This is a genomic window from Camelimonas sp. ID_303_24, from assembly GCF_053543495.1.
Genome location: NZ_JBLLJM010000010.1, coordinates 79,955 through 106,065, shown reverse-complemented (window position 1 = coordinate 106,065; position 26,111 = coordinate 79,955). Strand labels below are relative to the sequence as shown.

21 protein-coding genes and 1 riboswitch are annotated in these 26,111 nt (G+C 67.5%); of the genes, 13 read left to right on the top strand and 8 right to left on the bottom strand.

The window, feature by feature from the left end; all coding sequences use genetic code 11:
* Positions 1-11: 11 nt before the first annotated feature.
* The 4 genes from ACERNI_RS11175 to ACERNI_RS11160 all read right to left on the bottom strand — a co-directional run bounded on the left by ACERNI_RS11175 (position 12) and on the right by ACERNI_RS11160 (position 5,140).
* On the bottom strand, positions 12-449 hold the full coding sequence (locus ACERNI_RS11175) for a hypothetical protein (RefSeq protein WP_448833375.1): 438 nt from the start codon (positions 447-449) through the stop codon (positions 12-14).
* Between the two features lie 463 nt (positions 450-912).
* Positions 913-1,308 carry a DoxX family protein gene (locus tag ACERNI_RS11170; protein WP_448833374.1) on the bottom strand — a complete coding sequence of 132 codons (396 nt, stop codon included), beginning with the start codon at positions 1,306-1,308 and terminating at the stop codon, positions 913-915.
* A 396-nt stretch (positions 1,309-1,704) separates the two neighbouring features.
* Positions 1,705-3,540, bottom strand: coding sequence for a dihydroxy-acid dehydratase (gene ilvD, locus ACERNI_RS11165; RefSeq protein WP_448833373.1), 1,836 nt, complete (start codon positions 3,538-3,540; stop codon positions 1,705-1,707).
* 352 nt (positions 3,541-3,892) lie between these two features.
* Positions 3,893-5,140, bottom strand: coding sequence for an AraC family transcriptional regulator ligand-binding domain-containing protein (locus ACERNI_RS11160; RefSeq protein ID WP_448833372.1), 1,248 nt, complete (start codon positions 5,138-5,140; stop codon positions 3,893-3,895).
* 168 nt (positions 5,141-5,308) lie between these two features.
* Here ACERNI_RS11160 and ACERNI_RS11155 point away from each other — a divergent pair, with 168 nt between their 5' ends.
* Complete coding sequence (locus tag ACERNI_RS11155) at positions 5,309-6,094, top strand: crotonase/enoyl-CoA hydratase family protein (protein ID WP_448833371.1); 786 nt, start codon at positions 5,309-5,311, stop codon at positions 6,092-6,094.
* Positions 6,095-6,386: 292 nt separating this feature from the next.
* Here ACERNI_RS11155 and ACERNI_RS11150 read toward each other — a convergent pair whose 3' ends face one another.
* Positions 6,387-6,827: an acyl-CoA thioesterase gene (locus ACERNI_RS11150; RefSeq protein WP_448833370.1), complete on the bottom strand. Its 441-nt coding sequence runs from the start codon at positions 6,825-6,827 to the stop codon at positions 6,387-6,389.
* Positions 6,828-6,982: 155 nt separating this feature from the next.
* On the opposite strand from ACERNI_RS11150, the gene ACERNI_RS11145 reads away from it, so the two are divergent.
* The 6 genes from ACERNI_RS11145 (at position 6,983) to ACERNI_RS11120 (ending at position 13,331) form a co-directional block, all read left to right on the top strand.
* On the top strand, positions 6,983-7,696 hold the full coding sequence (locus tag ACERNI_RS11145) for a response regulator (RefSeq protein ID WP_448833369.1): 714 nt from the start codon (positions 6,983-6,985) through the stop codon (positions 7,694-7,696).
* Complete coding sequence (locus ACERNI_RS11140; protein WP_448833368.1) at positions 7,693-9,105, top strand: ATP-binding protein; 1,413 nt, start codon at positions 7,693-7,695, stop codon at positions 9,103-9,105. The genes ACERNI_RS11145 and ACERNI_RS11140 overlap by 4 nt, the downstream gene beginning before the upstream one ends.
* Positions 9,106-9,230: 125 nt before the next feature.
* Complete coding sequence (locus ACERNI_RS11135) at positions 9,231-9,785, top strand: hypothetical protein (RefSeq protein ID WP_448833367.1); 555 nt, start codon at positions 9,231-9,233, stop codon at positions 9,783-9,785.
* 11 nt (positions 9,786-9,796) lie between these two features.
* Positions 9,797-10,285, top strand: coding sequence for a MarR family winged helix-turn-helix transcriptional regulator (locus ACERNI_RS11130; RefSeq protein ID WP_448833366.1), 489 nt, complete (start codon positions 9,797-9,799; stop codon positions 10,283-10,285).
* A gap of 421 nt (positions 10,286-10,706) precedes the next feature.
* Positions 10,707-11,936 carry an ABC transporter substrate-binding protein gene (locus ACERNI_RS11125; RefSeq protein ID WP_448833365.1) on the top strand — a complete coding sequence of 410 codons (1,230 nt, stop codon included), beginning with the start codon at positions 10,707-10,709 and terminating at the stop codon, positions 11,934-11,936.
* 153 nt (positions 11,937-12,089) lie between these two features.
* A complete protein-coding gene (locus tag ACERNI_RS11120) occupies positions 12,090-13,331 on the top strand; it encodes an ABC transporter substrate-binding protein (protein ID WP_448833364.1) in 1,242 nt (413 codons plus the stop codon).
* A gap of 239 nt (positions 13,332-13,570) precedes the next feature.
* On the opposite strand, the gene ACERNI_RS11115 is transcribed toward ACERNI_RS11120, so the two are convergent.
* Positions 13,571-14,215, bottom strand: a complete 645-nt coding sequence (locus tag ACERNI_RS11115; protein WP_448833363.1) for a TetR/AcrR family transcriptional regulator — start codon at positions 14,213-14,215, stop codon at positions 13,571-13,573.
* A 280-nt stretch (positions 14,216-14,495) separates the two neighbouring features.
* Here ACERNI_RS11115 and ACERNI_RS11110 point away from each other — a divergent pair, with 280 nt between their 5' ends.
* The 4 genes from ACERNI_RS11110 (at position 14,496) to ACERNI_RS11095 (ending at position 20,995) form a co-directional block, all read left to right on the top strand.
* Entirely contained in the window at positions 14,496-15,128 is a 633-nt protein-coding gene (locus ACERNI_RS11110) for an NADPH-dependent FMN reductase (protein ID WP_448833362.1), read from the top strand.
* 135 nt (positions 15,129-15,263) lie between these two features.
* Positions 15,264-16,967 (top strand): long-chain-fatty-acid--CoA ligase, encoded by a 1,704-nt coding sequence (locus ACERNI_RS11105; RefSeq protein WP_448833361.1) that lies wholly within the window; start codon positions 15,264-15,266, stop codon positions 16,965-16,967.
* Between the two features lie 69 nt (positions 16,968-17,036).
* The gene (locus tag ACERNI_RS11100) at positions 17,037-18,476 is read left to right on the top strand and encodes a 4-hydroxyphenylacetate 3-hydroxylase N-terminal domain-containing protein (protein WP_448833360.1); all 1,440 of its coding nucleotides are present in this window, start codon (positions 17,037-17,039) and stop codon (positions 18,474-18,476) included.
* 164 nt (positions 18,477-18,640) lie between these two features.
* A complete protein-coding gene (locus tag ACERNI_RS11095) occupies positions 18,641-20,995 on the top strand; it encodes an acyl-CoA dehydrogenase family protein (protein WP_448833359.1) in 2,355 nt (784 codons plus the stop codon).
* 287 nt (positions 20,996-21,282) lie between these two features.
* Here ACERNI_RS11095 and ACERNI_RS11090 read toward each other — a convergent pair whose 3' ends face one another.
* Positions 21,283-21,801 carry a 6,7-dimethyl-8-ribityllumazine synthase gene (locus tag ACERNI_RS11090; protein WP_448833358.1) on the bottom strand — a complete coding sequence of 173 codons (519 nt, stop codon included), beginning with the start codon at positions 21,799-21,801 and terminating at the stop codon, positions 21,283-21,285.
* Between the two features lie 104 nt (positions 21,802-21,905).
* A riboswitch (FMN riboswitch) is annotated at positions 21,906-22,109 on the bottom strand.
* A gap of 307 nt (positions 22,110-22,416) precedes the next feature.
* The gene (locus tag ACERNI_RS11085; protein ID WP_448833357.1) at positions 22,417-23,670 is read right to left on the bottom strand and encodes an NAD(P)/FAD-dependent oxidoreductase; all 1,254 of its coding nucleotides are present in this window, start codon (positions 23,668-23,670) and stop codon (positions 22,417-22,419) included.
* A 224-nt stretch (positions 23,671-23,894) separates the two neighbouring features.
* Between ACERNI_RS11085 and ACERNI_RS11080 the strand changes: the two genes are divergently transcribed.
* Positions 23,895-25,229 carry an AmpG family muropeptide MFS transporter gene (locus ACERNI_RS11080; RefSeq protein ID WP_448833356.1) on the top strand — a complete coding sequence of 445 codons (1,335 nt, stop codon included), beginning with the start codon at positions 23,895-23,897 and terminating at the stop codon, positions 25,227-25,229.
* Positions 25,230-25,400: 171 nt separating this feature from the next.
* On the top strand, positions 25,401-26,057 hold the full coding sequence (locus tag ACERNI_RS11075) for a MarC family NAAT transporter (protein WP_448833355.1): 657 nt from the start codon (positions 25,401-25,403) through the stop codon (positions 26,055-26,057).
* Positions 26,058-26,111: the final 54 nt, after the last annotated feature.

Here is a 26,111-nt window from a genome sequence, read left to right as displayed (position 1 = left end):
CCGGGAGGTGGTTACCACCACCACCAGCCAGGGCCGCCCCAGCCGCCCCAGGTCTGGTAATCCCAGGCGGCCTGCTGGCTCAGCTGCGCCGCCATCAGTTCCTGACTGGCGATGGAGCGTTGTACGGACAGGGCCTTGAACTGCTGGTAGCTCGCCTCGCTGCCAACGTAGATGCAGTTGCAGCCCTTCGGATCAGCATAGATGAAGACGGGCTTGCCCCTCACATGGCGCATGGTGAAGGCGCCGGCAGGCAGGCTGGCGAGGGCCGCCTGCTGCTGCGGCGTGCTCGCCACCTTGATGCTGAAGCCGGAGGCGGACAGCATGTCGGTTGTCGATTTCGTCGTCTGGCAGCCAGCGGCCGTAATGGCGGCGAGCAGGGCGCCAGCCACCGCGAAGCCGACGCGGCGGGCAGGCGGCGAAAGCCGGCAGGCCTCATGGGTGATCGTCATGGAGAACTCCATACTATGCCCGCGCTCCGTTTCGCGACGCGCGGTGGTTGCGGGCCCGGAAGCGCCGGATCCTGCGCCTGGGGCCGGGAATGCAGCCAGACGGCTGGCGCGCCTCCACTCGCCCCGGGTTCTTCACACAATGCGATTTCCCCCATGCGCGGCGCCAGAATGAAGGAAAATATTCACGGACCGCAAGCAGGAACCGCGCAATTTTTCGCGGCGCCTGCTTTTTCATCTGTATCTGGCTGGCCCATTCAGCAAAATCAGCCCGCGAATGGGTTTGCATACTGATCGGGCAGGCTTCTCCGGTCGGCTATCCGGCCGGTTTCTTTGGAAATACTCCAGACAGGGCGATGCGCCGATCGCGCCAGAGCGGCGGCAGGCGCCGGATGCCGACATCGGACCCGTCCAGGGCGCCGCTCCATAAACAGGCGCGACGGCATGGCCACACAACCGGCGCGGCTTATCCGGCCTTGCGTCCGGTCAACGCGTCGATCGACAGCGGGCCAGGACCGGCGGCGGCGAGATACAGGAACGTGAAGCAGTAGAGCGCGGCAAGTTCGCCGCCGTTCAGCAGCGGAAAGAAGCCCTTGGGCGCATGCACGAGAAAATAGGCCACCGCGCACACGCCGCTGAGGAGAAAGGCCGAGATGCGCGACTGGAAGCCGATGACCAGCAGGGCGCCGCAGACCAGCTCGAACAGTCCGCCGACGCCGCTCAGGCTGGCAATGGACGTGCTGTTCATCGGGCCGGTGGGAAAGCCCAGGATCTTGCTGGTTCCGTGCTGCAACACCAGCAGGCCCGACATGATGCGCAATATGGAGAGCAGGAAGGGTGAAAACCTGGACGCGAACTCCATGGCCGTTTTCCTCGCAGGATACATTGGTTCTGCAAGTATAGGTCGGCTTTCGCGCGCCTGTATATGGGCCTGCGACCGCTGTCGGGGCAGGTCACACAATAATGTTAATGGGAGACGTTGTCGCCGCCGTGCGATGGCCCACCAATGCTGGAATGGCTCCAGAAAATGATGCCGGTCTATTTGCGCTTGGGCAGTGCGCCGCCGGTTAGAGCGTTTTGCGATCAGACGGAATCATCTGACCGGGCGGAGTTCGCTCAAATCACGGAAGGCTGGCGCATTCCCTGACCCGGATTGGCCGGCCAATGCGCTGGTCTGGGCAGCGCCGAATGGGTCCATCGGCGCATGGGGAGCGATAGGAGCCGCCGCGACGTCCGGTGGAGGTCGCGGCGGCGCGTCTTATTCCGGCAGGACGCGGACGGCGCCCCTGTCGGCTGACGATGCGAAGGCGGCGTACGCCTTCAGCGCCGTGGTGACGTTGCGCGGGCGCGGCGCGGCCGGCTTCCAGCCCAGCCGGTCCTGTTCGGCGCGGCGCGCGGCCAGTTCGGCTTCGGGCACGGCGAGATTGATGGTGCGGTTCGGGATATCGATCTCGATGATGTCGCCGTCGCGCACCAGGCCGATGGCGCCGCCCTGGGCGGCTTCCGGCGAGGCGTGGCCGATGGACAGGCCCGAGGTGCCGCCCGAAAAGCGCCCATCGGTAATCAGCGCGCAGGCTTTGCCGAGGCCGCGCGACTTCAGATAGCTGGTCGGGTACAGCATTTCCTGCATGCCCGGACCGCCCTTGGGGCCTTCATAGCGGATCACCACCACGTCGCCGGCCTTCACCTGCTTGGCGAGAATGGCCTTCACCGCGTCGTCCTGGCTCTCATAGACCACTGCAGGGCCAGAGAATTTCAGGATCGACTCGTCCACGCCGGCGGTTTTGACGATGCAACCATCCAGCGCAATGTTGCCCTTCAGCACGGCCAGGCCGCCATCCTTCGAGAACGGGTGCGCGACCGAGCGGATAACGCCGTTCTCGCGGTCCAGATCGAGCTCGTCCCAGCGCGCCGCCTGGCTGAAGGCTGTCTGGGTCGGGATGCCGCCCGGCGCCGCGCGGAAGAATTCGCGCACGCTCTCGCTGTCGGTGCGATCAATCGCCCAGCGGTCGATGGCCTCGCCCAGGGTCGCCGTATGCACGGTGGGCGTGTCGCGATGGATCAGGCCGCCCGCTTCGAGCTGGCCCAGAATGGCCATGATGCCGCCAGCGCGGTGCACGTCTTCCATATGCACGTCTTGTTTGGCGGGAGCGACCTTCGACAGGCACGGCGCCTTGCGCGACAAGGCGTCGATGTCGTCCATGGTGAAGTCGACGTCGCCTTCATGCGCCGCCGCCAGGATGTGCAACACCGTGTTGGTGGAGCCGCCCATGGCGATGTCCAGCGTCATGGCGTTTTCAAACGCCCGCTTGTTGGCGATGTTGCGGGGCAGCACCGAGGCGTCGTCCTGCTCGTAATAGCGGCGGGCGAGGTCAACGATCAGGTGGCCGGCTTCGATGAACAGGCGCTTGCGGTCGGCGTGGGTGGCGAGCACCGAGCCGTTGCCAGGCAGCGACAGGCCGAGCGCCTCCGTCAGGCAGTTCATCGAGTTGGCGGTGAACATGCCGGAGCACGAGCCGCAGGTCGGGCAGGCCGAACGCTCGATGACCTGCACATCCTCATCGGAGACGTTTTCGTCAGCGGCGGCGACCATGGCGTCGACCAGGTCGAGCGCCTGCGTCTTGCCGTGCAACACCACCTTGCCGGCCTCCATCGGGCCGCCGGAAACGAACACCGCCGGGATATTCAGCCGCATGGCGGCGTTGAGCATGCCGGGGGTGATCTTGTCGCAATTGGAGATGCAGACCATGGCGTCGGCGCAATGGGCGTTGACCATGTACTCGACGCTGTCGGCGATGATCTCGCGCGACGGCAGCGAATAAAGCATGCCATCGTGGCCCATGGCGATGCCGTCATCCACGGCGATGGTGTTGAATTCCTTGGCGATGCCGCCCGCCGCCTCGATCTCGCGCGCCACGAGCTGGCCGAGGTCCTTCAGGTGCACGTGACCGGGGACGAACTGGGTGAAGGAATTGACCACGGCGATGATCGGTTTGCCGAAGTCGCCGTCCTTCACGCCGGTGGCGCGCCAGAGGCCGCGGGCCCCGGCCATGTTGCGGCCATGTGTGGTTGTTCTCGAACGATAGGCTGGCATTGGGCGGTTGTCTTTCACTTCCATGTCGCTCTGAACCAGAGCACGGTCATCGCGGCTGAGTAAACCCTTTGGATCGCATGAGGCCAGGCTGTCGCCCGCATCAAGCCGCCGCGTGACCCGCCGCCGGTCGCTTTGACATCATTCCAGACTAGCACGCCGCAGATGCGCAGTTCCATGGGGTGGGTCGCGCCAAATCGTCATGAGGGCCCGCATGCGGCGGCAGCACAGGCATATCCGCTCGCCAGCGATGCCGGCGCTGTCGCGCGCCTGCGGTGGCCCGATAATGTCACCCGTCAATATAGGCGCGCCGGCCGGATTAAGTAAGGCGCCGGGCTGTTTGCGGCGAAGGGGGCTACGCGTCGCCAGGCGCTTCTCCGGCCGATCCGCCCGCTTCGCGCGATATCTCCCCGGCAGGCGCCCGCGCTCCGCGCGACATCTTCCCACCAGAAACCCGCGCTCCGCGCGATGCTTCCCCGACAGGTGCTCGCGCTTCGCGCGATGCCTCCCCACCAGAAGCTCGCGCTCCGCGCGACATCTCTCCAACAGATGCTCGCGCTCCGCGCGATGCTTGCGCCATGCGGCGGTATTGCGCTGGCGTCATCCCAGTCCAGCTCCGGAAGGAGCGATGGAACACCGGCGCGGCCGTGAAGCCAAGCTCCAGCGCCAGGGCGTCGATCTTCTCGCGCCCCTGGGCCAGCCGGCGCATGGCCGTATCCCGCCGCAGCCGGTCCTTGATCTGCTGGAACGAGGCGCCCTCGGCCGCCAGCCGCCGGGCGAGGCTGCGGCGGGACAGGGCCAGATGCGCCGCCGTTTCCGCCAGACCGGCCTGAAAGCCGTGCGGGCCGGCGTAAAGGAAATGGCGCACCCGCAACGCCAGCAGATGGGTCATGGAGGTGGTGAACAGCCAGTCGCGCGGCGCCCGCTCCAGGAATGCCTGAACCTCCGCCTCCTTGCGCAGGATCGGCTGCGCCAGCGTCCGCGCCGTGAAGGCGATGGCGCTTGGCCCACCGCCGAACTCCGGCTGGCGCGGAAACATCATGGCGTAATCGGCGGCGAAGGACGGGCGCGGGAAGGCGAGCCGCAGCCCGGCGAGGGGAACCTCCTGGCCAGCGAGCCAGGAAGCGACGCCGTGCGCCAGCTTGAGCATCAGCGCCTGGCCGAAGCGGTTGAGCGGCGCATCCGCGGCGCGCGGCGCCACGGTCATGACGCCCTCGCCGCCGTCATCGGTGAAAACCAGCTGGTAGTCATCGAGTAGCAGGCTCCACACCTGGGCAAGCCGGTTCAGCGCCGTGGCCATGGATGGCGCGCCGATGAGCGAGCGGCAGATCAGCTTGAGCGAGCCTGAGCGGATCGGTCGTGACCACAGCCCCATCATCTCGTCGCCAGTCGCGACGGCGGCGATCTGGTAGAAGGCAATGATCTGCTCGCCGGCAATCCGCGCGCCAGGCCGCGCCAGCATGGCCGGCGCCACGCCCGCCGCCTCCAGGAAATGCGCCAGCTGCTCCCTGCCGGCGATCCGCTCCAGCGCCGCGAACCAGTCCTGAACCAGCTCATGGGACAGCGAGACCGGATCGCCGGACGGGTTGGCCATATCTGTCATGTTTTTGGCTGTTCCCGTTATTTTCCTGCGGTTCATTCAGCATCAATGTGGCCGCAGATGCAATAACGCGCCGCCAGAGCCTTTGCTTTGAGCGAATTCTTTCCGATCAAGCGGCTCCGCCTGATCAGACAGCGCTCTCATGCGGCGTCAGCCAGACGGGACCCGGACATGACAACCTTCCGCTCATTGAAACTGGAGATGCGGGACGCCGTGGCGATCCTGACCCTGGCGCGGCCAGAGCGCCGCAATGCCATTGACGAGGACACCGTCATGGAGATCGGCCGCTTCTTCGCCGATCCGCCGCCAGAGGCGCGCGTTGTCGTGCTCAATTCCGAGGGCGATCATTTCTGCGCCGGCCTGGACCTGGACGAGCACGCCCGCCTGCGCCGCACTCCGGCCCAGTTCATGCGCATGTGCCAGAAATGGCACTGGGCCTTCGACCAGATCCAGTACGGCGGTCTGCCGGTCATCGCGGCGCTGCGCGGCGCGGTGGTGGGCGGCGGCCTGGAACTCGCCGCCGCCTGTCATACCCGGGTCGCGGAGCCGTCGACCTTCTTCGCCCTGCCGGAAGGGCAGCGCGCCATCTTCACCGGCGGCGGCGCCACCGTGCGGGTGGGGCGCATCATTGGCCCTGGCCGGATGGTCGACATGATGCTGGCGGCGCGGACCTATGACGCGGCGCGCGGGCTCGACCTCGGCCTGTGCCACGAAATCGTCGCGCCGGGCGCCGGCCTCGAGCGGGCCATCGCCATCGCCGAAGCCGCGGCGAAACACGCGCCGCTGTCGAATTACGCCATGGTCACGGCCATCGGCCGCATCAACGACATGTCGACCACCGACGGCCTGTTCGCTGAAAGCCTGATGGCTGGCATCGTCCAGAGCGGCCCGGAAGTCGCCGCGGGCCTCGACGCTTTCCTCAGCAAGAAAAGCAGCCGGCTCGAACCGAAGGACTGACCGGTTTGCGCCTGCTGTCGCGGGCGAGGCCCATGGACATGGCCCGTAGACCCTGTTCGCAGCTCTTGCCCGCATTCCCTGCCCGGAAAGCCGGTCCGCCCGTGCGCGCGCCGGCCCCCGGGCGGTGTGGCCCCCGGGCGGTGTGGCCCCCGGGCGGTGTATCACCGCCCGTCTTCATTTCCCTCCGTCACGGCCGGACCCGTTTCAGCCAGCCGCGAAAGCACGCCCTGGTGGGTTGCCACAGGTAACGGTGGGACGTAGCGGTGGGCGCCGGATCCGGCGCCCGCGCGCCTCAGGCGTCAGCCGGTTCCGTCACCAGCATGCGCGTCAGGGCGGCGCGGATGGCGTCACCCAGCGGCTGCGCGCCTTCGGCCGTGGCCTGGACCAGGGTGGTCTGGCATACGCCGACGCATTTGCCCTTCTGGAACATGGCCTGGCCGATGTCCCAGGAGGCCGAGCCGATGCGCAGGACGCCGCTGCGAATTTCCACGTCCGCGCCGTGAAAGACTTCAGCCAGATAAGTGACCCGGCTGTCGGCGGTGACGATGCGCACCCGTTCCGCTGAAGCGGCGCGCACCACGTCGCCGGTGAAGCGCGAGCGGGCTTCGTCATAATAAGCGGCGACGGCGATGTTGTTCACATGGCCGAGGCGGTCCTCATCGCGATAACGGGTCTGCAGGATAAAAACGTGCGGATAGGCGGCGCTGTTTTGACGCCAGACGGGCGGTTTCATGGGCTGGGCATCTCACTCGATTGATTGTTGCCTGGGTTGCATTGCCTGATAGCCTTCCGGGACGGCTGTCGTGAACCCCCGTCCGCGCGGGTTGCGGCGGTTTGTGGCCACATTGGCTGGTATACCCGGCGATAGCCGGTTCTCTGGGGCGTCTGATGCAAGTTTCCCCCCTTATCCTGATTGTCGAGGACGATCGCGAGATCAGCGCGCTCGTCGCCCGCTATCTGACGCAGAACGACATGCGTTGCGCCACGGCGGCGGACGGCCGGCAGATGGACCGTCTGCTGCGCGCCGATCGGGTCGATCTGGTCATTCTCGACCTCAACCTGCCGGGCGAGGATGGCCTCGCCATCTGCCGCCGGCTGCGCCAGTCATCAAGCGTGCCGATCATCATGCTGACCGCGCGGGGCGAGGATGTGGACCGGATCATCGGGCTGGAAATGGGCGCCGACGACTACCTGGCCAAACCGTTCAATCCGCGCGAGTTGCTGGCCCGCGTCCGCGCCGTGCTGCGCCGCCGCGACAACCCCCAGGCCATCGTGGAGGAGGTGAGCGCCTTCTCGTTCCTGGGCTGGACGCTCGATGCGGCGGCGCGCAAGCTCAGCAACCCGGAGGGCGTGCGCATCGCCGTCACCGGCGCCGAATTTGAACTGCTGCGGGCGTTGTGCGAGCACGCCGGGCGGGTGCTGTCCCGCGATACGCTGCTCGATCTGACCCAGGGGCGCGTTGCGGCGCCCTTCGGGCGCAGCATCGACGTGCTGGTCAGCCGGCTGCGACAGAAGATCGAGCGCGATCCGCGCGACCCGGACATCATCCGCACCATTCGCTCCAGCGGTTATCTGTTCACGCCGGCCGTTGAACGCCGATGACGCCGCGTCTCTGGCTGCCCTCACGCATCGCCAGCCAGATCGCCATTCTGGTGATTGGCGCGGTGGTGTTGCTGCAAGTGCTGATGGCCGGGGCGCTGTTCCTCCTGGCGCCGCGCCCGCATCGCGGCCCCCCGGAGCTGGCTCCGGTCGCCGCCGTCCTCCGGTTGTCCGCCGCCGCGCCCGCCGGGCTCCGGCCGCAAATTCTGGATGCGGCCAATGTCGCGGAGCCTTCCTTCCGCTTCATGCTCGCGTCGGGCAAGGCGCCGGCGGCCGCAGAGAATGCCGCAGAGAATAAGGCCATGGAGAAGGAGGCGCATCCGGTTGTACAGGGTCTGGGGCAGCGGCTTGGGCCGGGGTTTCGCATATGGACCCCCGCCGGCGCTGGCGCAGGTTCGGGCAATAATCCTGGTCAAAAACCTGGCGACGATGCGGGCAAAGCTTCAGGCGGTCTTCCGGGAGCGCTGATGGTCGCCTTGCCAGATGGGCAGGTTCTCCAGGTCGTGCTGGCGAATGGGTTGCCTGGCGGGCCCCCGCCAACGCCAGTGCCGCTTTTCGTGGTGGGGACGCTGGCGCTGGTCACGGTCAACATTGGCGTGCTGACCATCTGGGCGTCGCGCGGCATCACCGCGCCGCTGGCCAGGTTCGCGAAGGTGGCGGAGGAGTTCTCCGTCGACCGTGATCCGGCCCCGCTGCCCGAGGAAGGGCCGGCGGAGATCCGCGCCGCGGTGCGGGCGCTCAACCGCATGCGCGACCGCATCCATTCCATGTTCGCCGACCGCACGCAGATGCTGGCCGCCGTCAGCCACGACCTGCGCACGCCGATCACCCGCCTGCGCCTGCGGGCGGAGTTCATCGAGGAGCCGGGGGTGAAGGCGCAGTTCGCCCGCGATCTGTCGCAGATGGATGCGATGGTGCAGGGGGCGCTGTTTTTCCTGCGCGACGGCGACCAGAAGGAGCCGGCGACGCCGGTTGACCTGTCCAGCCTGCTGCAAACCATTGCCGATGCCTTTGACGATATGGGCCGGGACGTGGGTTATGAAGGTCCGCGCCAGGGGGTGGTTCAGGGGCATGCCCGGCAACTGGAGCGGGCGGTCGTCAATCTGGTCGAGAACGCTGTCCGCTATGGCGAAGCCGTCGCCATCCGCCTGCGCCAGGACGGGGCGAAGCTGGTGATTGACGTGGCCGATGATGGCCCCGGCATCGCCCCCGGGGACCGGCAGCGGCTGCTGAAGCCTTTTACGCGCGGCGACGCGGCCAGGGGGCAGGGCGACGCTGAAGGATTTGGGCTTGGCCTGTCGATCGCCCAGTCGATCGTCGCCGCCCATGGCGGCGAACTCACCCTGCATGACAATCAGCCAAAAGGGTTGCTGGCGCGGATCACTTTGCCGGCGGCGGGAGCCGCCGCCTGACCAGGCGCGGCGGCGGCGCTGGTTACAATTTTCCATGTTGCGGAAACATTCAGCAACATTGGCGCCGGGTTTTGGTCCAGGCGCCGGGCCAATGTTCCGGCGGAATTTGCTGGAACGCCATGGTCATGCCAACGCCCATTCTTACCCGGCTCTGCCGCCGCGCCGTCATCAACGGGACGGTGTCGGTGATGAGCATCGCCCTGGCCTCCCTGTCCGGGCCGTCCAGAACCGGACAGCATCCGGTGGAGCCGCCGCGCCTGGCGGCCAGCGGCAAGGTCATCGACCGGCTGGTGGAAACCAGCGTCGCCGACGTCAACTTCATCCAGCGGGCGACGCTGGCGCCGGCGGCGGGCGACCAGTTCGCCGCCGTGCCGGTGATGCTGGCGGTGGATGGACCGCAACTGGTTCCGGCGCGCGCCATGGTTGCCGACGCTGGACCGGCGCCGGCCCAGCCGACCAGCCGGCGCGCGGTCCGCACGGCGAAAGCGGTTGCGCCCCATACCCGCAGGCTGGCGATGGCGCCGTTGCCGCCGCAGCGGCCGGTGGAGCGGCAGCCGGCGCCGGACAGCGTCGTGGCGGCTGCGGCGAAGCTGGAGCAGCCGTCGCTGAGGTCCAGGGTGATCGGCGGCGCCGTGGTGGCGCTGGACGCCACCTGGTCATTGCTGACGCGCTCGCTGTGACGGTCTCCAACATGCAGCGCGCTGATGCGCGACCACATGCCCGGGCCCGCTTCGGGGCCCTGTTCGTTGGCCTCGCCCGGCGCTGGCGCGCCGCCATCGACGCCAGCCTGAAGGAGCTTGGGCTGACTGACGCCACCCTCGCGCCGCTGGCGCAGATCGCCCGCTGTGGCGAGGGCGTCGCGCAGAAGGAACTGGCGGCGGCTGTCGGCGTCGGCGGTTCGACGCTGGTGCGGCTGCTGGATATTCTGGTGGCCCAGGATCTGGTGGAGCGCCGGCAGGACCGGGGCGACCGTCGCGCCAACCGGCTGTATCTGACGCCGGCCGGCCGCGCTGTCCTGCGGCGTATCGAAACCATCCTGGCTTCCGTTGAAGACGAGATGCTGGCCGACATGGATGAGGACGCCCTGGAGGGCCTGACCCGGGCGCTGGAGCAAATCGACGCCCGCATCGCCGCCGCCTGCGCCACGCCAGTCCCCGGCGCCAGCCGCCGCAGGGCGTAGGGCAACGGGCATAGGACAAGGGGCGCGAGCATGGGGCAAGCGGCGTTTGGCGACCGGCGGGTCATCCGGCCGATCCGGCTTGCCCCAAAGCAGGGGAACCGGCTCCAGCCGGCGCTGTTTCCGGCTGTCTGCGCATCCCGCCCAGTAATGCCTGGCCGCCGCACGGCGCTGGCCTGAGGCCCGTGCGTCATGCGCATCGGGCTCTGGCATTGCAGGCCCCGCCGGCGGATTTACGCCGGTGGTTTTCGATCAGGTCATGTCCGGTCAGGCGATTTTTTTGCCGGTCGCCTGATTCCGCTTGCGGTCCCCGTGAAGGGCCTGCTAGAAAAAATGAAATAAGATAAGTTATGTTATTGTTAGCCTGGAACCGGGCGACACTCAGGGATGGAAACGCCTGCTGCATCCGCAGGGAGGGGGAAACATGACTCGCCTATCGCGTCGCGCCTTCACCATGGGCGCCGCCATGTCGCTGGCGGCGCCCGCCATTGTTCGCGCCGCTGGAGACAGCCCGTTGCGCATCGGCGTGCTCGCCGACATGAACGGTCCTTATTCCAATCTCTCCGGCATCAGCGCCGTCACCGCCGTCCGCCTCGCCGTGGAGGACTTTCACAAGGAGAAGCCGGATATCCCGGTGGAGGTGGTGCAGGCGGATTTCCAGCTCAAGCCGGACATTGGCCTCGCCGTCGCCCGCAACTGGTTCGACACCGGCGACGTGCACGCCATCGCCGACATTCCCATGTCGGCCCTGGCGCTCGGCATCACCGAACTGGCCCGCGACCGCAACCGGGTCGGCCTGTTCACCGGCACCGCCACCGAAGACCTCACCGGCAAGTTCTGCGGCCCGAACCACGTGCACTGGACCTATGACAGCTATGGCATGGCCAGCACCGTGGCCAACGCCATCATGGACAAGAAGCTGGATACCTGGTTCTTCATCGCCGCAGACTACGCCATGGGCGCCTCGGTGGTGCGCGACGCCTCGCAGATCATCGAGAAGCGCGGCGGCAAGGTGCTCGGCGTGGTGCGCCATCCGTTCCCCGGCTCCGGCGATTTCTCCAGCTATCTGCTGCAGGCGCAGCAGAGTGGGGCGAAAGTGATCTGTTTCGCCAACGCCGGCGACGACCTGGTGAACTGCATCAAGCAGGCCAATGAATTCAACGTCACCAGCAACGGCTCCATCCTCACCGCCATGCTGATGGATGTGCCGCAGGTGCACTCCATGGGCCTGAAGGATGCGCAGGGCATCTATTACGCCAACGGCTTCTATTGGGACCGCGACGACGCCACCCGCGCCTTCACCCAGCGCCTGCTGCCCTTCGTCAAGGATCTGCGCCCGTCCCAGAATATCGCCGGGGCCTATTCGGCGTCCTTGCATTACCTGCGCGCCGCCGCCGCCGTGGGGCCTGAGGTGGCGCGCAAGAATGGCGCCGCCGTCGTGGCGAAGATGAAGGAGACGCCCGTCGCCGAACCGCTGTTCGGGCCGGCGCGCATCGCCCCGAACGGCCGGCTGATGAACCGCATGTACCTGTGCCACGTGCGCAAGCCGTCGGAATCGAAGGGGCCGTGGGACTACGTCACCATCGCCGGCGTGGTGCCGCCGGAAAAAGCTTTCCGGCCCCTGTCCGAAGGCGCCTGCAAGCAGGCCGGTTGAACGACGGTGGCGAGCGGCAGGCGGCGGCGCCTTGATGCCCGCCGCCCTGCCTGGCCATGCCTGGGTAGCCACGCGCAGGCGGGGGCCACGCCCGGGGCATTCTTTCAATTGCAATCTTCTCAATTGCAGCCTCGCCAATTTGGAGAGCGCGTCATGCTCCAGAAAATCGTGCGAACAACCCTGCGCCGGGTCGCCGCTTCCCGCCCCGCCGCTGGCCTGATGGCGGCGGCGCTGGCGGCGGGCCTTGCGGGCGCGCTGTCCTGCGCCCATGCGGCCGACCGTTACGCCGGGCCAGGCGTCAGCGCGGACGAAATCCGCATCGGTCAGACCATGCCCTATAGCGGGCCGGCCTCCGCCTATGGCCAGTTGGGCAAGGCCGAGGCGGCCTATTTCCGCTATCTCAACGATCGCGGCGGCATCAATGGCCGCAAGATCCGCTTCCTGTCGCAGGACGATGGCTACAGCGCGCCCAAGGCGCTGGAGGGGGTCCGCAAGCTGGTGGAAGGCGACGACGTCGCCCTGATTTTTGGCACGCTGGGCACCGCCAACAATCTGGCGATCCGCGCGTATCTCAACGGCAAGAAAGTCCCGCAATTGTTTGTTGCCGGCGGTTCGCAGGCGTTCAACGACCCGAAGCATTTCCCCTGGACCATGGCCTGGCAGCCGGCCCTGTATCGCGAGGGCGTTTTCTTTGGCCAGCAAACGGCCAGGCGCACGCCGCAGGCCAAAATCGGCGTGCTTTACCAGAATGATGATTTCGGCAAGGAACTGCTGGCCGGGCTGCGTTCCGGACTTGGCGGGAAGGCCGGCCAGATCGCGACAGCCCAGAGCTTCCAGGCGACGGACCCCACCATCGACTCGCAGATCATCAATCTGAAAGAGGCGGGCGTCGATGCGGTGTTCCTGTTCGCCTATTCGCGCCAGGCGGCCCAGGCCATCCGCAAAATCCATGAAATGGGCTGGAAGCCGCAGATCTATCTGACGCTCGGTTCTGCCTATATCGGCTCCACCTTCAAGCCGGCCGGCATTGAAGCCTCGACGGGCGTGATGACCGCCGGCTTCATCAAGGAAGCCACCGATCCGGCGTGGAAAGACGACGCGGCGGTGAAGGAATGGCGGGCCTGGTTCGACAAATACCTGCCAGGGGCCGACCCGACCGACACGCTCAATATTGTCGGCTACGCCTACGCCCAGACCCTGGAGCAGGTGCTGCGCCAGGCCGGCGACGATCTGAGCCGGGAGAATATCCTGAAGCAGGCCGCCAACCTGAAGAATGTGCGCATCCCGGTGCTGTTGCCAGGCAGCCTGATCAACACCACGCCGGACGATTACGCGGTGGTCACGCACATGCGCCTGCAACGGTTCAACGGCGCCAGTTGGGACGCGGTGGAATAGGGCCGGGCCGGACCTCGCGCACCGCTGTCTCCGGACGTCCCGGCGGCGGGTGCTCCGGTTGCCGTGGGCCGGAGCCGCCGTTTTGCGCGTGGGCGCATCCCCACTCATCCCCACCGCGTCATGCCCGCGCCCGTCGCGGGCATCGACTTTTTGCGCAGGCGTGCATGATGGGCCGGCGCAGGTCCGGCCATGGCAGAGGTCCGGCCATGACGCAGGGCTGGGCGGAGGCGCCCCGGAGGTCAGCCCTTGCCGGCGCCGTCAGGCCGCGAGAGCAGGTCGAAGGCGTCCTTGAAGAAGCGGCGGCGGCCGCCGTTGTCGAACAGCTGCAAATGGGCGACGTTCACCGCCATCAGGATGCGGGAGCGCAGTTCGGCCTGCGCCGCGTCGAAGCCCAGATCGCGGAAGGCGTCAGTCAGAAAGGCCAGCACCTGGGCCTCTGCCTCGCGCACGGTGGTGGCGGCGCGCGGGTCCATGGTGGCCCAGATGCGCATGGCGTGGTCGAGGTCGAAGGTGCCCTCGACGACGCTGCGCCGCGCCAGCTCGCGCACCCGCGTTTCCGGGTCGGGGTCGTCGAACGAGGTCCGGTCGAGCACGCCGCGCACCCGGCCCATGCTGTAACTGGCGGCCAGCTCGCCCAGATATTCTTCGAAGTCGCCGAAGTGATGATAGAAACTGCCGGTCGAAACGCCGAGCTTGCGGGTGAGGGGCGCCAGCTTCACGGATGAGATGCCGCCTTCGCGCAGAATGTCCTGGCCGGCGCTGATCCAGTCCTCCCGGGTCAGGCGCCTGTCGGACCTCCCGCGTCCGCCGGCGTCGCGCGCGTCCTGTTCGTCGGCAGCCCGGGACCGGGATGGTCTGGCTTTCGGCGGCAAGGCGTCGGTCATCGGTCTGGGATCCTTTCCGTTCTGCGTCCGCCTCATAACATCCATGCACGGGATTGGCGACGCGACGCAATTGACAATAACATAACTTATCTTATTCTGATGTACATCAGGTTCCGGGCAGGGGGAATGCCCGCCGGACCCAGGGCGTGCGCCAGCTGGCGCGGCTGTCGTTCGCGCCGGGCGCTATCCGGCGGGGCGCTCGCCGCTTCCAGGCTCGGGCGCGATGGAACAGCAGGGGCGAAACCACGGGTTTTGCTCCGCCGGCAAACGGAGGAAACACATGAGCCGTCCACTGATTGTCGGCGTCGGCGGAACAACCCGCCAGAATTCGTCATCGGAGCTGGCCCTGCGCGCCGCGCTGCGTCATGCGCGCGCCGCCGGCGCCGAAACGGCGATCTTCACCGGCGCCGATCTGAACCTGCCCATGTATGGCGCCGAAGATGACAGCCGCACCGGGGCCGTCACCCGCTACATCGAGGCGCTGCGGCGCGCCGACGGCGTCATTCTCGCTTCGCCCGGTTATCACGGCTCGATCTCCGGCCTGCTCAAGAACGCCCTCGATTACATTGAGGATTTGCGCGAAGACGCGGCGCCTTATCTCGACGGACGGGCCGTCGGCTGCATCGTCAGCGCCTACGGCGCCCAGGCCATGGGCACGACGCTTTCCGCCATGCGCAGCATCGTCCACGCCCTGCGCGGCTGGCCGACGCCCATGGCCGCCGCCTTCAGCGCCGTGACCCCGGTGTTCGACGCCGACGGGCAGTGCGTTGACCCGGCCGCTGACCGGCAGTTCCGCATGATCGGCGAGCAGGTGGTGGAGTTTGCCCACATGCGCGCCAGCCATCGGGCCAGTCATCACCCCGACGCGCGCGATCTGGCCGCGCCGGCGACGTTGCGGGTCGCCTGCGGCTGAGCGCGATCCGCGCCATGACGCCGGACAAGGACGGCCAACCGTCCGCCGGCCTGCTGTTTCCCCCGGGCGGAGGTCAGGCGCCGGGGAATGGAGAAAACCGGGGGAGTGGAGGAAAGCCATGAACGGGGAAGAGGCATGAGGGCGGAGGCGCCGGCGACCATCGATGCGCGGCAGGCGGATGCCGCCGGGCTCGCCCAGGCAGATTTTCCGCAGGCAAATCTGTCGCAGGCAAATCTGTCGGAGGCAGATCTGGCTGGCTGGCTCGCGCCCGCAGCGCCCCATGGCGGCGTGGCGGCGGGCCTGCGGCTGTCGCAGGCGTTGCAGCGCTGCGTGCGCCTGCGTGGCCGCGAGATTGCCGTGGTCGATGGCGACGTCAGCCTGACGTGGCGCGCTTTCGCCGAACGGGCGACCCGTCTTGCCGGGGCCTTGCGGGCCCTCGGCATGCAGGATGGCGACCGGGTCTGCATGCTGGCCAACAACAGCCACCGTTATCTGGAGTTTTACTTCGGCGTTCCCTGGGGCGGCGGCGTATTCACCCCTCTGAACTTTCGTCTCGCCCTGCCGGAGCTGACCGCCATTATCGCGCACGCCGGCGCCGATATCCTGCTGGTGGACGATGTCTGGGCGGGCGCCGGCGCGGAGCTGGCCGCCGCTGCCGGCGTGCGCTGTGTCATCCACGCCGGCGATGGGCCAACGCCGCCCGGCATGCGCGCCTATGAGGCGTTGCTGGCGGCGGCGGAGCCGGCGGAGGATCGCGGGCGCGGCGGCGACGATGTGGCGGCGCTGTTCTACACCAGCGGCAGCACCGGCGCGCCCAAGGGGGTGATGCACACCCACGCCAATATCCTGTTCAGCGCCGTGACCTATGCGGCGGCAATCCGTCTTGATGAGGAATCGACGGCGCTGATCTCCGGTCCGCTGTTCCACGTCGGCGCCGCTGGCATCTGCATTCCGGCGATGGTTGCTGGCGGGCGCATCGTGCTGCTGCCGAAATTCGAGCCAGCCGCCGTGGCTGAGGCCATCGGCGCCCATGGCGTGACCGTCACCTCGCTGGTGCCGACCATGCTGCGGATGTTGCTGGACGATCCGGCCAGCCGCCGCCACGATCTGACCAGCCTCAACACCCTGCTTTATGGCGCATCGCCCATGCCGGAGGCGCTGCTGAACGAGGCGCTGGCGCTGATGCCATCGGCCCGCTTCATCCATTGCTATGGCATGACAGAGGCGACGGCCTCCTGCACCGCGCTGCCGTCGCGCTATGTCTCGACACACCGCCACGAGGGGCGGGTGAAGTCCTGCGGCCGGGCGCTGACCGGGCTCGATGTCGCCGTGTTCGATCCCCATGGCGCGCCCCTGCCGCCAGGTGAGATGGGCGAGATCGTCGTGCGCGGGCCGACCATCATGAAGGGCTACTGGCAAGAGCCGGAGCTGACGGCGCGCACGGTGCGCAATGGTTGGCTGCACACCGGCGACCTTGGCTACATGGACGACGCGGGCTTCGTCTATCTGGTCGACCGCCTGAAGGACATGATCATCACCGGCGGCGAGAACGTCTATTCGTCCGAGGTGGAGGACGTGATCTACGCCATCCCCGGCGTGTCCCAATGCGCGGTGATCGGCATGCCGCACGAGCGCTGGGGCGAGCAGGTGCACGCCGTCATCGCCATGGCGCCTGGCGCCGACCTGACGGAGGAGGCGGTGATCGCCCACTGCCGCGCCCGCATCGCCCGTTACAAATGCCCGCGCTCGGTCGATCTGCGCACAGAACCACTGCCGCTGAGCGGGGCCAACAAGATCAACAAACCCCTGCTGCGCAAACAGTTGCAGACGCCGGCCTGACCGGCGCCATTGACCAGCGCCTGGTTCAGGCGCGGCGCGATAACCTGGAAACGCTTACGGAGAGTCAAAATGGCCCTGAAAACCCCGGAACAATACTACGAATCCCTGCGTGACGGCCGCGTCACCTTCTGGGATGGCAAGAATATCCCGGACATCACGAAGAGCGACCGCTTCCGCGTGCCGCTGGCGCTGATCGCCCACGACTATGAATATGACGATCCGGATCTTGGCCATCTGCGCCGCTACACCACGGAGGACGGCTCCGAGGCGCACCGCATCTTCCAGGTCCCGCGCACGGCGGAGGATTTGCAGACCCGCGTCGAGATGCTGATGCACACCTCCATCGGCACGGCGGTGTCCGGCGTGTTCATGGCGCTGTTGCAGTGCGTTGACGACATCCGCGCCGTCAATCCGATGTACGCCGACAATATCGAGCGCATTTACAGATATTGCCGCGACAACGATCTGCGCGGCGCCGAGGTGATCACCGACCCCAAGGGCGACCGCAAGCGCCGGGCCCATGAGCAGGACGACCCGGACATGTATGTCCGCATCGTCGAGCGCCGCAAGGACGGCATCGTGGTGCGCGGCGCCAAGCTGCACATCACCGCCGCCTCGTGCATCCACGAACTGGTGGTGATGCCGACCAAGGGCATGCGCCAGGATGAAACCGATTATGCGGTGTCGTTCTCGATCCCGGTCAACACCCCCGGCGTCAAGATCATCAACCGCTCGTTCGCGCCGGCTGAACTGAACGCCTTCGACTATCCCGCCTCGTCGCACCATTCGATGCCGGAAGGCATGGTGATCTTCGACGACGTCTTCGTGCCGTGGGAGCGCGTGTTCCTCGCCGGCGAGGTGCAACTGGCCAGCAAGCTAGCCCAGTCGCTGGGCCTGTGGGAGCGCACCGGAGGCGTCATTGAGGCGGTGCGCATGTCGGAGCTGTTCGTCGGCCTCGCCCAGCTCGTCACCGAGATGCAGGGCAAGGAAAGCGACGCCATCGCCCAGAACTCGATCGCCGAGCTGATCACCTATGCCGAGATGCTGCGCATGTCGCTCGACTATTCGCTGCGCCACTACGAGACCACGCCTTCGGGCATGGTGCATCCGAACACCCTCGGCATCAACGCCGCCAAATATTACTATGCGGCCAACTTCCACCAGACGGTGAAGTATCTGCACGATCTCTCTGGCGGTCTGGTGCTGACGCTGCCGCTGGAATCGGACCTGCGCAATCCGGAATCCGGCAAGTACATCCTGAAGTATCTGGCGACCAGAAAGACCGTGGACGTGGAGACGCGCATGCGCGTCTACAACATGATCCGCGACCTCACCGCCGATGCTTACGGCGGCTGGCAGTTCGTGGTCGCCCTGCAGGCCGGCGGCGGCCTGCCGGCGCAGCGCCTGATGATGAACCGCCTGTATCCCATGGAGCAGGCCCGCCAGCGCGCCCTGGCGGCGGCCGGCGCGACCCGCCGGCCCGGCGAGGCGAAGAAGGCGGCGGAGTAATCTGCTCCCCGCCATGAGCTGATTGCAGGGTTGGCCGGCGTCATGAGCCATGACGCCGGCCGCATCCCTTGTCATGATGGCATTGCAATATGACGCGAGCAGACGCCGCGCCCGGCCAGCGGGACATAACGAAGCGGCGCGCCTGACGGGAGCAGGAGCAGGGCATGAACGCGATTTTCCCCGCCATTCCGGCGCATGCGGATTCACATCTGGATAACGACGCCTTCCGCGCCCGCGTGCGCGCCTGGCTGCGCGACAATCTGCCGGAAGAGCTGACGCGCCGTAACCGCACGGCGGTGCACCCCAGCCGGGCCGACATGCTGGAGATTTCCGCCATCCTGCACAGCAACGGCTGGTCGGTTCCCGGCTGGCCAGTGGAGGAGGGCGGAACCGGCTGGAGCGCCATGCAGCGCTACATTTTCGACGCCGAGCTGGTGGCGGCCGGCGCGCCCACCAACAATGTCCAGGGCGTTGGCCTGGTTGGCCCCGTGATCGCCCGCTTTGGCACGCCGGAGCAGAAGGCGCGCTTCCTGCCGGATATCCGCGAGGGCCGGGTATACTGGTCCCAGGGCTTCTCCGAGCCAGGCGCCGGATCGGATCTCGCCTCCCTGCGCACCCGCGCCGTGCGCGAGGGCGACCATTATGTGGTCAACGGCCAGAAAATCTGGAACTCGCACTCGCATTTTTCCGACTGGATCTTCTGCCTGGTGCGCACCGATCCGGACGCCAAACCGCAGAAGGGCATTTCCTTCCTGCTGGTCGATCTGAAATCGCCGGGCATCACCGTGCGGCCGATCCAGTCGATCGATGGCGGCGAAAGCCTGTGCGAGGTGTTCTTCGACAATGTCATCGTCCCGGCCGACCAGCTGGTGGGCGAGGAGAACCGGGGCTGGGACTACGCCAAATGGCTGCTTGGCAATGAGCGGGTGGCCACCGCCAACGTGCCCCGCAACAAGCGCAACCTGGCGTTGATCCGCGATATGGCGAAGGTGGAAAAGCGCTGGGGCCGGCCGCTGATCGAAAGCGCCGACCTGCGCCATCGCCTCGGCCAGCTCGAAATTGACATGCTGGCGCTGGAAGAGGCGGTGATGCTCGCCCTGGGCGACGACAGCGGCGACGCCGGCTTGCCGTCCGTGCTGAAGCTGGAGGGCACCCGCCTGCAGCAGGAAATCCTGCGCATGATGGTGGAGGTGCTGGGCCCGTATGGCGCCGCCTTCTATCCCGAGCCGAAGGATCGCGCCGGCGTCTATCTGCCAGGACAGCCGCATGCGGTCGACATGGTCGCGGATTTCCTGTTCATGCGCGCCGCCACCATCTATGGCGGCTCCAGCGAGGTGCAGCGCAACATTCTGGCGCGGCTGCTGCTGCGCGGGGAAACCGCGAGCCATCGCGAACTGACAGATGACCAGCGCATGCTGGCCGACAGCGCCGCCGGCTTTGCCCGCAAGCACGACGCTTTCGGCAATCTGCGCAAGCGCCCGGCGACGCGCGACAACATCCGCGCCGTGCTGGCCAGTTTCGCGGAGATGGGCTGGACGGGGCTTGGCCTGCCGGAGGACGCCGGCGGATATGGCGGCGGGGCCGCCGATATCGCTGTCATCGCCGAAGAACTGGGCCGGGGCCTGGTTGCCGAACCATTCATTGGCTGCATTGTCGCGCCGGGGGTGCTGCTGGCGGCCTGCGGCGCCAACGCGGATCTGGCGGCGCTGGTTTCGGGCGAAACGGTTTTCGCCGTCGCCCATGATGAGCCGGAGGCGCGCGGCAAAACCCAATGGGTGACGACGTGCGCCCGCCGGGACGGTGGCGGCTGGGTGCTGGATGGCCTGAAATGCGTGGTCGCTGGCGCGACGGCGGCTGATGTGTTGCTGGTCAGCGCCCGCACCGGGGGCGGCGATGACGATGCGGAGGGGATCAGCCTGTTCCGTGTCCCGGCCACGACGGCGGGCGTCGCGGTCAAACCGTTCCGCACCATCGACAACCAGCAGGTCGGCGATGTCGCGCTGGACGGCGTGCGCCTTGGCGCCGACGCGCTGATCGGCGTGGAAGGCGGGGCGTTCGCAGCCCTCGACGCCATGACGGCGCGGGCGATCATGGCCAGTTGCGCCGATGCGGTTGGCGCCATGGAACAGGCGCTGTGGACGACGCGCGACTACCTGCGCACGCGCCGCCAGTTTGGCGCCGCTCTGGCCGATTTCCAGGCGTTGCAACACCGCCTCGCCGACATGTTCGTCGAGCTTGAGCTGGCCCGGGCCAGCCTGGCGCGCGGCCTCGGCGCGCTTGACCTGGCCAATGCGGATGAGCGGCGGGCGCTGGTTTCAGCCAGCAAGGCCCGCATCGGCCGCGCCGGCTTCCATGTGGGCGCCCAGGGCATCCAGCTGCATGGCGGCATGGGCATGACCGAGGAGTGCGTCATCGGCCATTATTTCCGCCGCCTCAAGGTATTCGACACGGCCTATGGCGATGGCCATTATCATGTCTGCGCCTGGGCGGACGCCGATGCCGGGGCGAAGGCGGGATAACGGGCGCCCCGACCTGAACGCCAGACGTGGCGCCGTTTTGCCCGGCGGGCGTCTGCCCCACTGGCCCGTCCTCCCGCCCGTCATGGCCGCAGCACGTGCGGCCATGACGCGTTGCGGTTACGGCGACGGGCCCGACTTTTGCGCTTCAGCCGTCCCGCGCCTTTGACGACCTGGCGGCGCATCTGCCCGGTTGAACCTCTGCAAACACCACGGGCGGCCCCGGATTTCGGAGCCGCCCGTCTTTTTGGGCCGCCTCCTGGGCGGCGTCCTTCAGTTGGGAGCGGCGATCAGCCGGCGTTGGCGCTCGCGGTCGACACCGGGACGCCGTAGGTTGCGGCGGTGACGGCGAGGGCGGCGGCGGCTGCCTCGCGGCCCTTCACCTTGAAATGGTTGTAGAAATAGGTGACGTGCTCAGAGTGCTCATGGAAGTTGAGCGGCGTCAGCACCGCCGAGAGCACCGGCACGCCGGTGTCGAGCTGCACGCGCATCAGGCCAGAGATGACCGCGTCGGCGACGAATTCGTGGCGGTAGATGCCGCCATTGACCACCAGGCCGGCGGCGACGATGGCGTCATGGCCGCCCTGTTCCGCCAGCTTTTTGGCCAGCAGCGGAATTTCATAGGCGCCGGGCAGTTCGTAGAAATCGACGCTGACGTCGCGGCCGCTTTCGGCAATCGCCGCGCGGAAAGCGTCGCGGCTCTGGTCGACGATCTCGCGGTGCCAGGAGGCCTGGATGAAAGCGATGCGGGTGGGGCGCTGGGCGCTGGCGGCGCCGGAGATATTGGCCGAAGACACGTGTTGATTCATGATTGGCGTCCCTGTTGTTTGCCATGGCATGAATCAGGGCATACGGACGCATGACGGGCGTTGGCCTTGCGCGAATTTGGCTTCGCCTGGCTGGCCGCCCCTGCAACCGATCTCTTCCATCCGGACTGTAACCGTCGGCCCCGGAATCGCACCGGGTCTGCTGACCCCTGCATGGCGGCGCGCGGCGGTAGCCGGCGATCCAGGCAGGGCGCTCGCGGGCTTGCGGCGACCTGGCCCGCTTCCAGAGGAGCTGCCCGGACAAACCGCTTACCGCCGGTGGGGAATTGCACCCCGCCCTGAGATCATCGCCCGCCACAAACAGCGGGCGGGGTAATTGTTAGCCGTGTCCGGCGCGTCTGGCAATGCGGGGATGTGGATGGCCGGCGCCGGCTATATGGGCGAAACCGATGCCGGACCAAAGGGCGCCGCAGGTTGCTGGCGCCGCCGCTGCAATAATTGCAAAATCTTGCCCGGCCGGGCGGCTGGGGCGAAAGATATTCCTGAGCAGCCTGGCGTCAGATCCGGACGCCCCCGGGCAAACGGCAATTGAGACGCATCCCGCCGCTTTGCAGGCGATGCCAGGGCCGCGCCGCCTGGAAGTCAGATGATCTGGCGTCAGTCTCTGGTCTGGAGATAGCTTTTGGCGCCTTCCGCCGCCGCCGCGCCGAGGGCGAAGCAGGCTTGCAGCAAATAGCCGCCGGTGGGGGCGTCCCAATCGAGCATCTCGCCGGCGACGAACACGCCAGGCTTTTTCACCAGCATCATGCGGGCGTCGACTTCCGCCAGAGCCACGCCGCCGCTGGTGGAGATGGCCCGTTCCAGCGGCGCCACGCCGGCGACGTTGAGCGGCAGGGCGCGAATGCGGCGGGCAAGGCCTCCGGCGTCATTGGCCAGGCTATCGACGCCCTCGGCGAGGTCAATTTCGCGCAGCAGCGCCACCGCCGCCGGGGCGAGGCCCGCCGCCTTGCGCAGCCAGGTGGCGCCGGATTTGCGGCCGCGCGGACCGGCGAGGCGCGCCGCCAGTTCCTTCTGCTCAAGGTCGGGGCGCAGGTTCAGGGTCAGCCGCGCCACGCCGTCGCGAGCCAGGGCGGCGCGGATGGCGCCGGAGAGGGCGTAGACCACGCCGCCCTCCATGCCGCCGCGGGTGATGACGGCCTCGCCGCGCGCCGTCACGCCGTCGCAGGTGAGGGCGATGCGTTTCAGCGGCTGGCCGGCGAACTTGTCCCGGAGATAGCCGGACCAGGCGATCAGCGCGCCGCTATTCGAGGGCGTCAGCGGCGTGACGGCGACGCCGGCGTCAGCCAGCGGCCCGGTCCAGCCGCCGTCGGCGCCAAGGCGCGGCCAGCTGGCGCCGCCGGTGGCCAGAACCACGACATCTGGCGTGATGGAAAACGCGCCGTCCGGGCCGTCGAACGCCAGGGCGCCGTCGTCGTTCCAGCCGCGCCAGACGCAGCGGGTGCGCAGGGCGACGCCGGCCTGGTCAAGGCGGCGCAGCCAGGCGCGCAACAGCGGCGAGGCCTTGAAGCTTTCCGGAAACACCCGGCCGCTGGAGCCGGTGAAGGTCGGTTCGCCCAGTTCAGCCGAGAAAGCGCGCAGGGCGTCGGGCGGGAAGGCGTCGATAATCCCGGTCAGCCATGGGGCCGCGGCGCCGTAGCGACGCAGGAAGGCGTCGCGCGGCTCCGAATGGGTGAGGTTGAGCCCGCCGCGCCCGGCCATCAGAAATTTGCGCGCCGGGCTGGGCATGCGCTCATAGATGGTGACGGCGAGGCCGGCGCCAGCCAGACGCTCCGCCGCCATCAGGCCAGCGGGGCCGGCGCCAATAACGGCGGCGACGCCGGTGATTGCGGACGGGGAGGCGGGGGTATTCATCACGAGGCTCCCGGCAAAACTCACGGCAAAATTCACGAACGGCGCTTCAGAAACGCCAGGCGCGGGTCACAGGGCCCGGTGTCGGCGGGGCCAGGCGAACTGGCCGGACCTTTCCTTATGGAAGCTGGCGCATTGTGCAAGCCGGCATTGCTGGCGCGCGATGCCCGGAACTGTCTGCATGGCGCCGCATCGTCATCAGCCCCCCTGTGGCGCCATACTCCGGCATGCCTGCGATTCGTGAACGCTACGCCGCCATTTTCCGCTCCCTGACCGACCGGCGCCACGCCCTGATGCTGGTGTTTGGTTTCAGCTCCGGGCTGCCGTTCCTGCTCGTGTTTGGCACGCTGTCGGCATGGCTGCGCGAGGCTGGCGTGTCGCGCACGGAAATCGGTCTGCTCAGCTGGGTGGCGCTGGCCTATTCTTTCAAATTCGTCTGGGCTCCGGCGGTGGACCGGCTTGATCCGCCGCTGCTCGCCCGCTGGCTGGGGCGGCGGCGCGCCTGGATGATGCTGGCGCAATGCGGCGTGGCGGCCGGTCTGGTTGGCGTCGCCATGTCGGATCCGGGGGGGTTCCTGCCAGGGCTGATCGGCTTCGCCCTGCTGATTGCTTTCGCCAGCGCCACCCAGGATGTGGCCGTGGACGGCTGGCGCATCAACGCCGCGCCGCAGGACGGGCAGGCCATGCTGGCGGCCATCTACCAGCTTGGCTACCGGCTGGCGCTGCTCTGCGCCGGCGCCGGGGCGCTGTATATCGCCGATTTCGTCAACTGGCGCAGCGCCTATCTCGCCATGGCGGTGCTGATGCTGGTGGGCATGGCCGGCGTGCTGGCGGCGCCGCGCCTTGGGGAGGAGGCGGCCCCAGCCCGCGCCCGCGGCTGGCGGGCGACGGTGGCCGGGGCGGTCGTCGAGCCGTTCAGCGATCTGGTGCGGCGCAAGGGGGCGGCCCTGGCGCTGATCCTGGCGCTGATCGCTTTGTACCGGCTGCCGGATTTCGTCGCCGGGGTCATGGCCAATCCGCTCTATATCGACATGGGGTTCTCCAAATCCGAGATCGCCAGCGTGTCGAAGGTGTTCGGCGTCTGGGTCGGCCTCGCCGGCGCATTTGCCGGCGGCGTGGCGGCGGCCCGTTTCAGCGTCATGCCCTGCCTGGTGTTCGGCGGCGTGGCTGCAGCGGCCTCAAATCTGATGTTCGCGTGGCTGGCGGTGCGGGGGCATGACCTGTCGCTGCTCACGCTGTCGATCAGCCTCGACAATTTCGCCAGCGGCTTCGCCGGTTCGGTGTTGATCGCCTATATGTCCGGCCTGACCTCGCCCGCCATGGCCGCCACGCAATATGCGTTGCTCAGTTCGCTTTATGCGCTGCCGGGCAAATTTGTTGGCGGCGCCTCCGGACTGCTGGTGGACAAGTTCGGCTATCCCTGGTTTTTCATCTGCACGGCGTTGGTGGGCGTGCCCGTGGCGCTCCTGTCGCTCGCGGTGTGGCGCATGGAGCGCAAGGCCGAAGCGCGGGCGCGCCAGTTGCCGGGGCCGGAGGTCGCGGCGCGGGAGGTCGCTGGCTGACCGCCGGAAAGCGCCGACGGCGCAATGAATGGAAAAGGCAGCGCCCGATACGGTTCTGTTCTTGCCCTGCGGGCCAGCGCGTGGTGATTTCGGGCCAGTGCGCATGGCGCCCCGCATCTTTCGTAATCAGGACAGGCGCAGCCGATAGCGCTTCGCCAGAATGGGAGAGCCATGGATCTCGTCGTAACGGCCGCCAAGCACGTGTTGCTGGTGGTGATCGGCCTGCTGCCGATCATGAACCCCCTCAGCATGGCGCCGCTGTTCCTGAGCCTGACCCGTCAGGACACGGCGCAGTTCAGGCAGCAGCAGGCCCGCAAATCCGCGCTGTACGCCATCGCCATCCTCGTGGCGTTTTTCCTGCTCGGCAACGGCATTATCGCCCTGTTCGGCATCTCGCTCGCCGGCATCCGCATCGCCGGCGGCCTCATCGTGCTGGTGCTGGCGTTCCGCATGCTGTTCTCTGGCGATGCGGAGGCGGACACGGTGAAGGGCGGGCCGGACGCCATCAAGCGGGCGGAAGTGGATATTTCATTTTCGCCGATCGCCATGCCGGGCCTGTCGGGGCCGGGCTGCATCGCCATCGTCATGGGCTATGGCTCGCAAATCCCGGCGGATCACCAGCTTCTGGGTTACGCCGTGGTTCTGGTCGGCATCGTCATCACCGGCGTCATATCCTGGATCGTGCTGGCTGGCTCCGACTGGCTGGCGCGCTTTCTTGGCGAGCATGGCATCCAGGCCGTCACCAAGATCATGGGTTTTCTGCTGGCCTGCATCGCCGTGCAGTTCATTGCCTCGGGCGTGCGGGAGTTCGTGCACTCCATGGCGTGACCGTACGGGGACGCAACGCTTCAAGGCCCGGCGGGCGCGTTTTTCCGCCGCTGG

Coding starts and splice junctions, on each gene's coding strand:
- ACERNI_RS11175 (WP_448833375.1), bottom strand. CDS start 449: ATGACGATCACCCATGAGGCCTGCCGGCTTTCGCCGCCTGCCCGCCGC.
- ACERNI_RS11170 (WP_448833374.1), bottom strand. CDS start 1,308: ATGGAGTTCGCGTCCAGGTTTTCACCCTTCCTGCTCTCCATATTGCGC.
- ilvD (WP_448833373.1), bottom strand. CDS start 3,540: ATGCCAGCCTATCGTTCGAGAACAACCACACATGGCCGCAACATGGCC.
- ACERNI_RS11160 (WP_448833372.1), bottom strand. CDS start 5,140: ATGACAGATATGGCCAACCCGTCCGGCGATCCGGTCTCGCTGTCCCAT.
- ACERNI_RS11155 (WP_448833371.1), top strand. CDS start 5,309: ATGACAACCTTCCGCTCATTGAAACTGGAGATGCGGGACGCCGTGGCG.
- ACERNI_RS11150 (WP_448833370.1), bottom strand. CDS start 6,827: ATGAAACCGCCCGTCTGGCGTCAAAACAGCGCCGCCTATCCGCACGTT.
- ACERNI_RS11145 (WP_448833369.1), top strand. CDS start 6,983: ATGCAAGTTTCCCCCCTTATCCTGATTGTCGAGGACGATCGCGAGATC.
- ACERNI_RS11140 (WP_448833368.1), top strand. CDS start 7,693: ATGACGCCGCGTCTCTGGCTGCCCTCACGCATCGCCAGCCAGATCGCC.
- ACERNI_RS11135 (WP_448833367.1), top strand. CDS start 9,231: ATGCCAACGCCCATTCTTACCCGGCTCTGCCGCCGCGCCGTCATCAAC.
- ACERNI_RS11130 (WP_448833366.1), top strand. CDS start 9,797: ATGCAGCGCGCTGATGCGCGACCACATGCCCGGGCCCGCTTCGGGGCC.
- ACERNI_RS11125 (WP_448833365.1), top strand. CDS start 10,707: ATGACTCGCCTATCGCGTCGCGCCTTCACCATGGGCGCCGCCATGTCG.
- ACERNI_RS11120 (WP_448833364.1), top strand. CDS start 12,090: ATGCTCCAGAAAATCGTGCGAACAACCCTGCGCCGGGTCGCCGCTTCC.
- ACERNI_RS11115 (WP_448833363.1), bottom strand. CDS start 14,215: ATGACCGACGCCTTGCCGCCGAAAGCCAGACCATCCCGGTCCCGGGCT.
- ACERNI_RS11110 (WP_448833362.1), top strand. CDS start 14,496: ATGAGCCGTCCACTGATTGTCGGCGTCGGCGGAACAACCCGCCAGAAT.
- ACERNI_RS11105 (WP_448833361.1), top strand. CDS start 15,264: ATGAGGGCGGAGGCGCCGGCGACCATCGATGCGCGGCAGGCGGATGCC.
- ACERNI_RS11100 (WP_448833360.1), top strand. CDS start 17,037: ATGGCCCTGAAAACCCCGGAACAATACTACGAATCCCTGCGTGACGGC.
- ACERNI_RS11095 (WP_448833359.1), top strand. CDS start 18,641: ATGAACGCGATTTTCCCCGCCATTCCGGCGCATGCGGATTCACATCTG.
- ACERNI_RS11090 (WP_448833358.1), bottom strand. CDS start 21,801: ATGAATCAACACGTGTCTTCGGCCAATATCTCCGGCGCCGCCAGCGCC.
- ACERNI_RS11085 (WP_448833357.1), bottom strand. CDS start 23,670: ATGAATACCCCCGCCTCCCCGTCCGCAATCACCGGCGTCGCCGCCGTT.
- ACERNI_RS11080 (WP_448833356.1), top strand. CDS start 23,895: ATGCCTGCGATTCGTGAACGCTACGCCGCCATTTTCCGCTCCCTGACC.
- ACERNI_RS11075 (WP_448833355.1), top strand. CDS start 25,401: ATGGATCTCGTCGTAACGGCCGCCAAGCACGTGTTGCTGGTGGTGATC.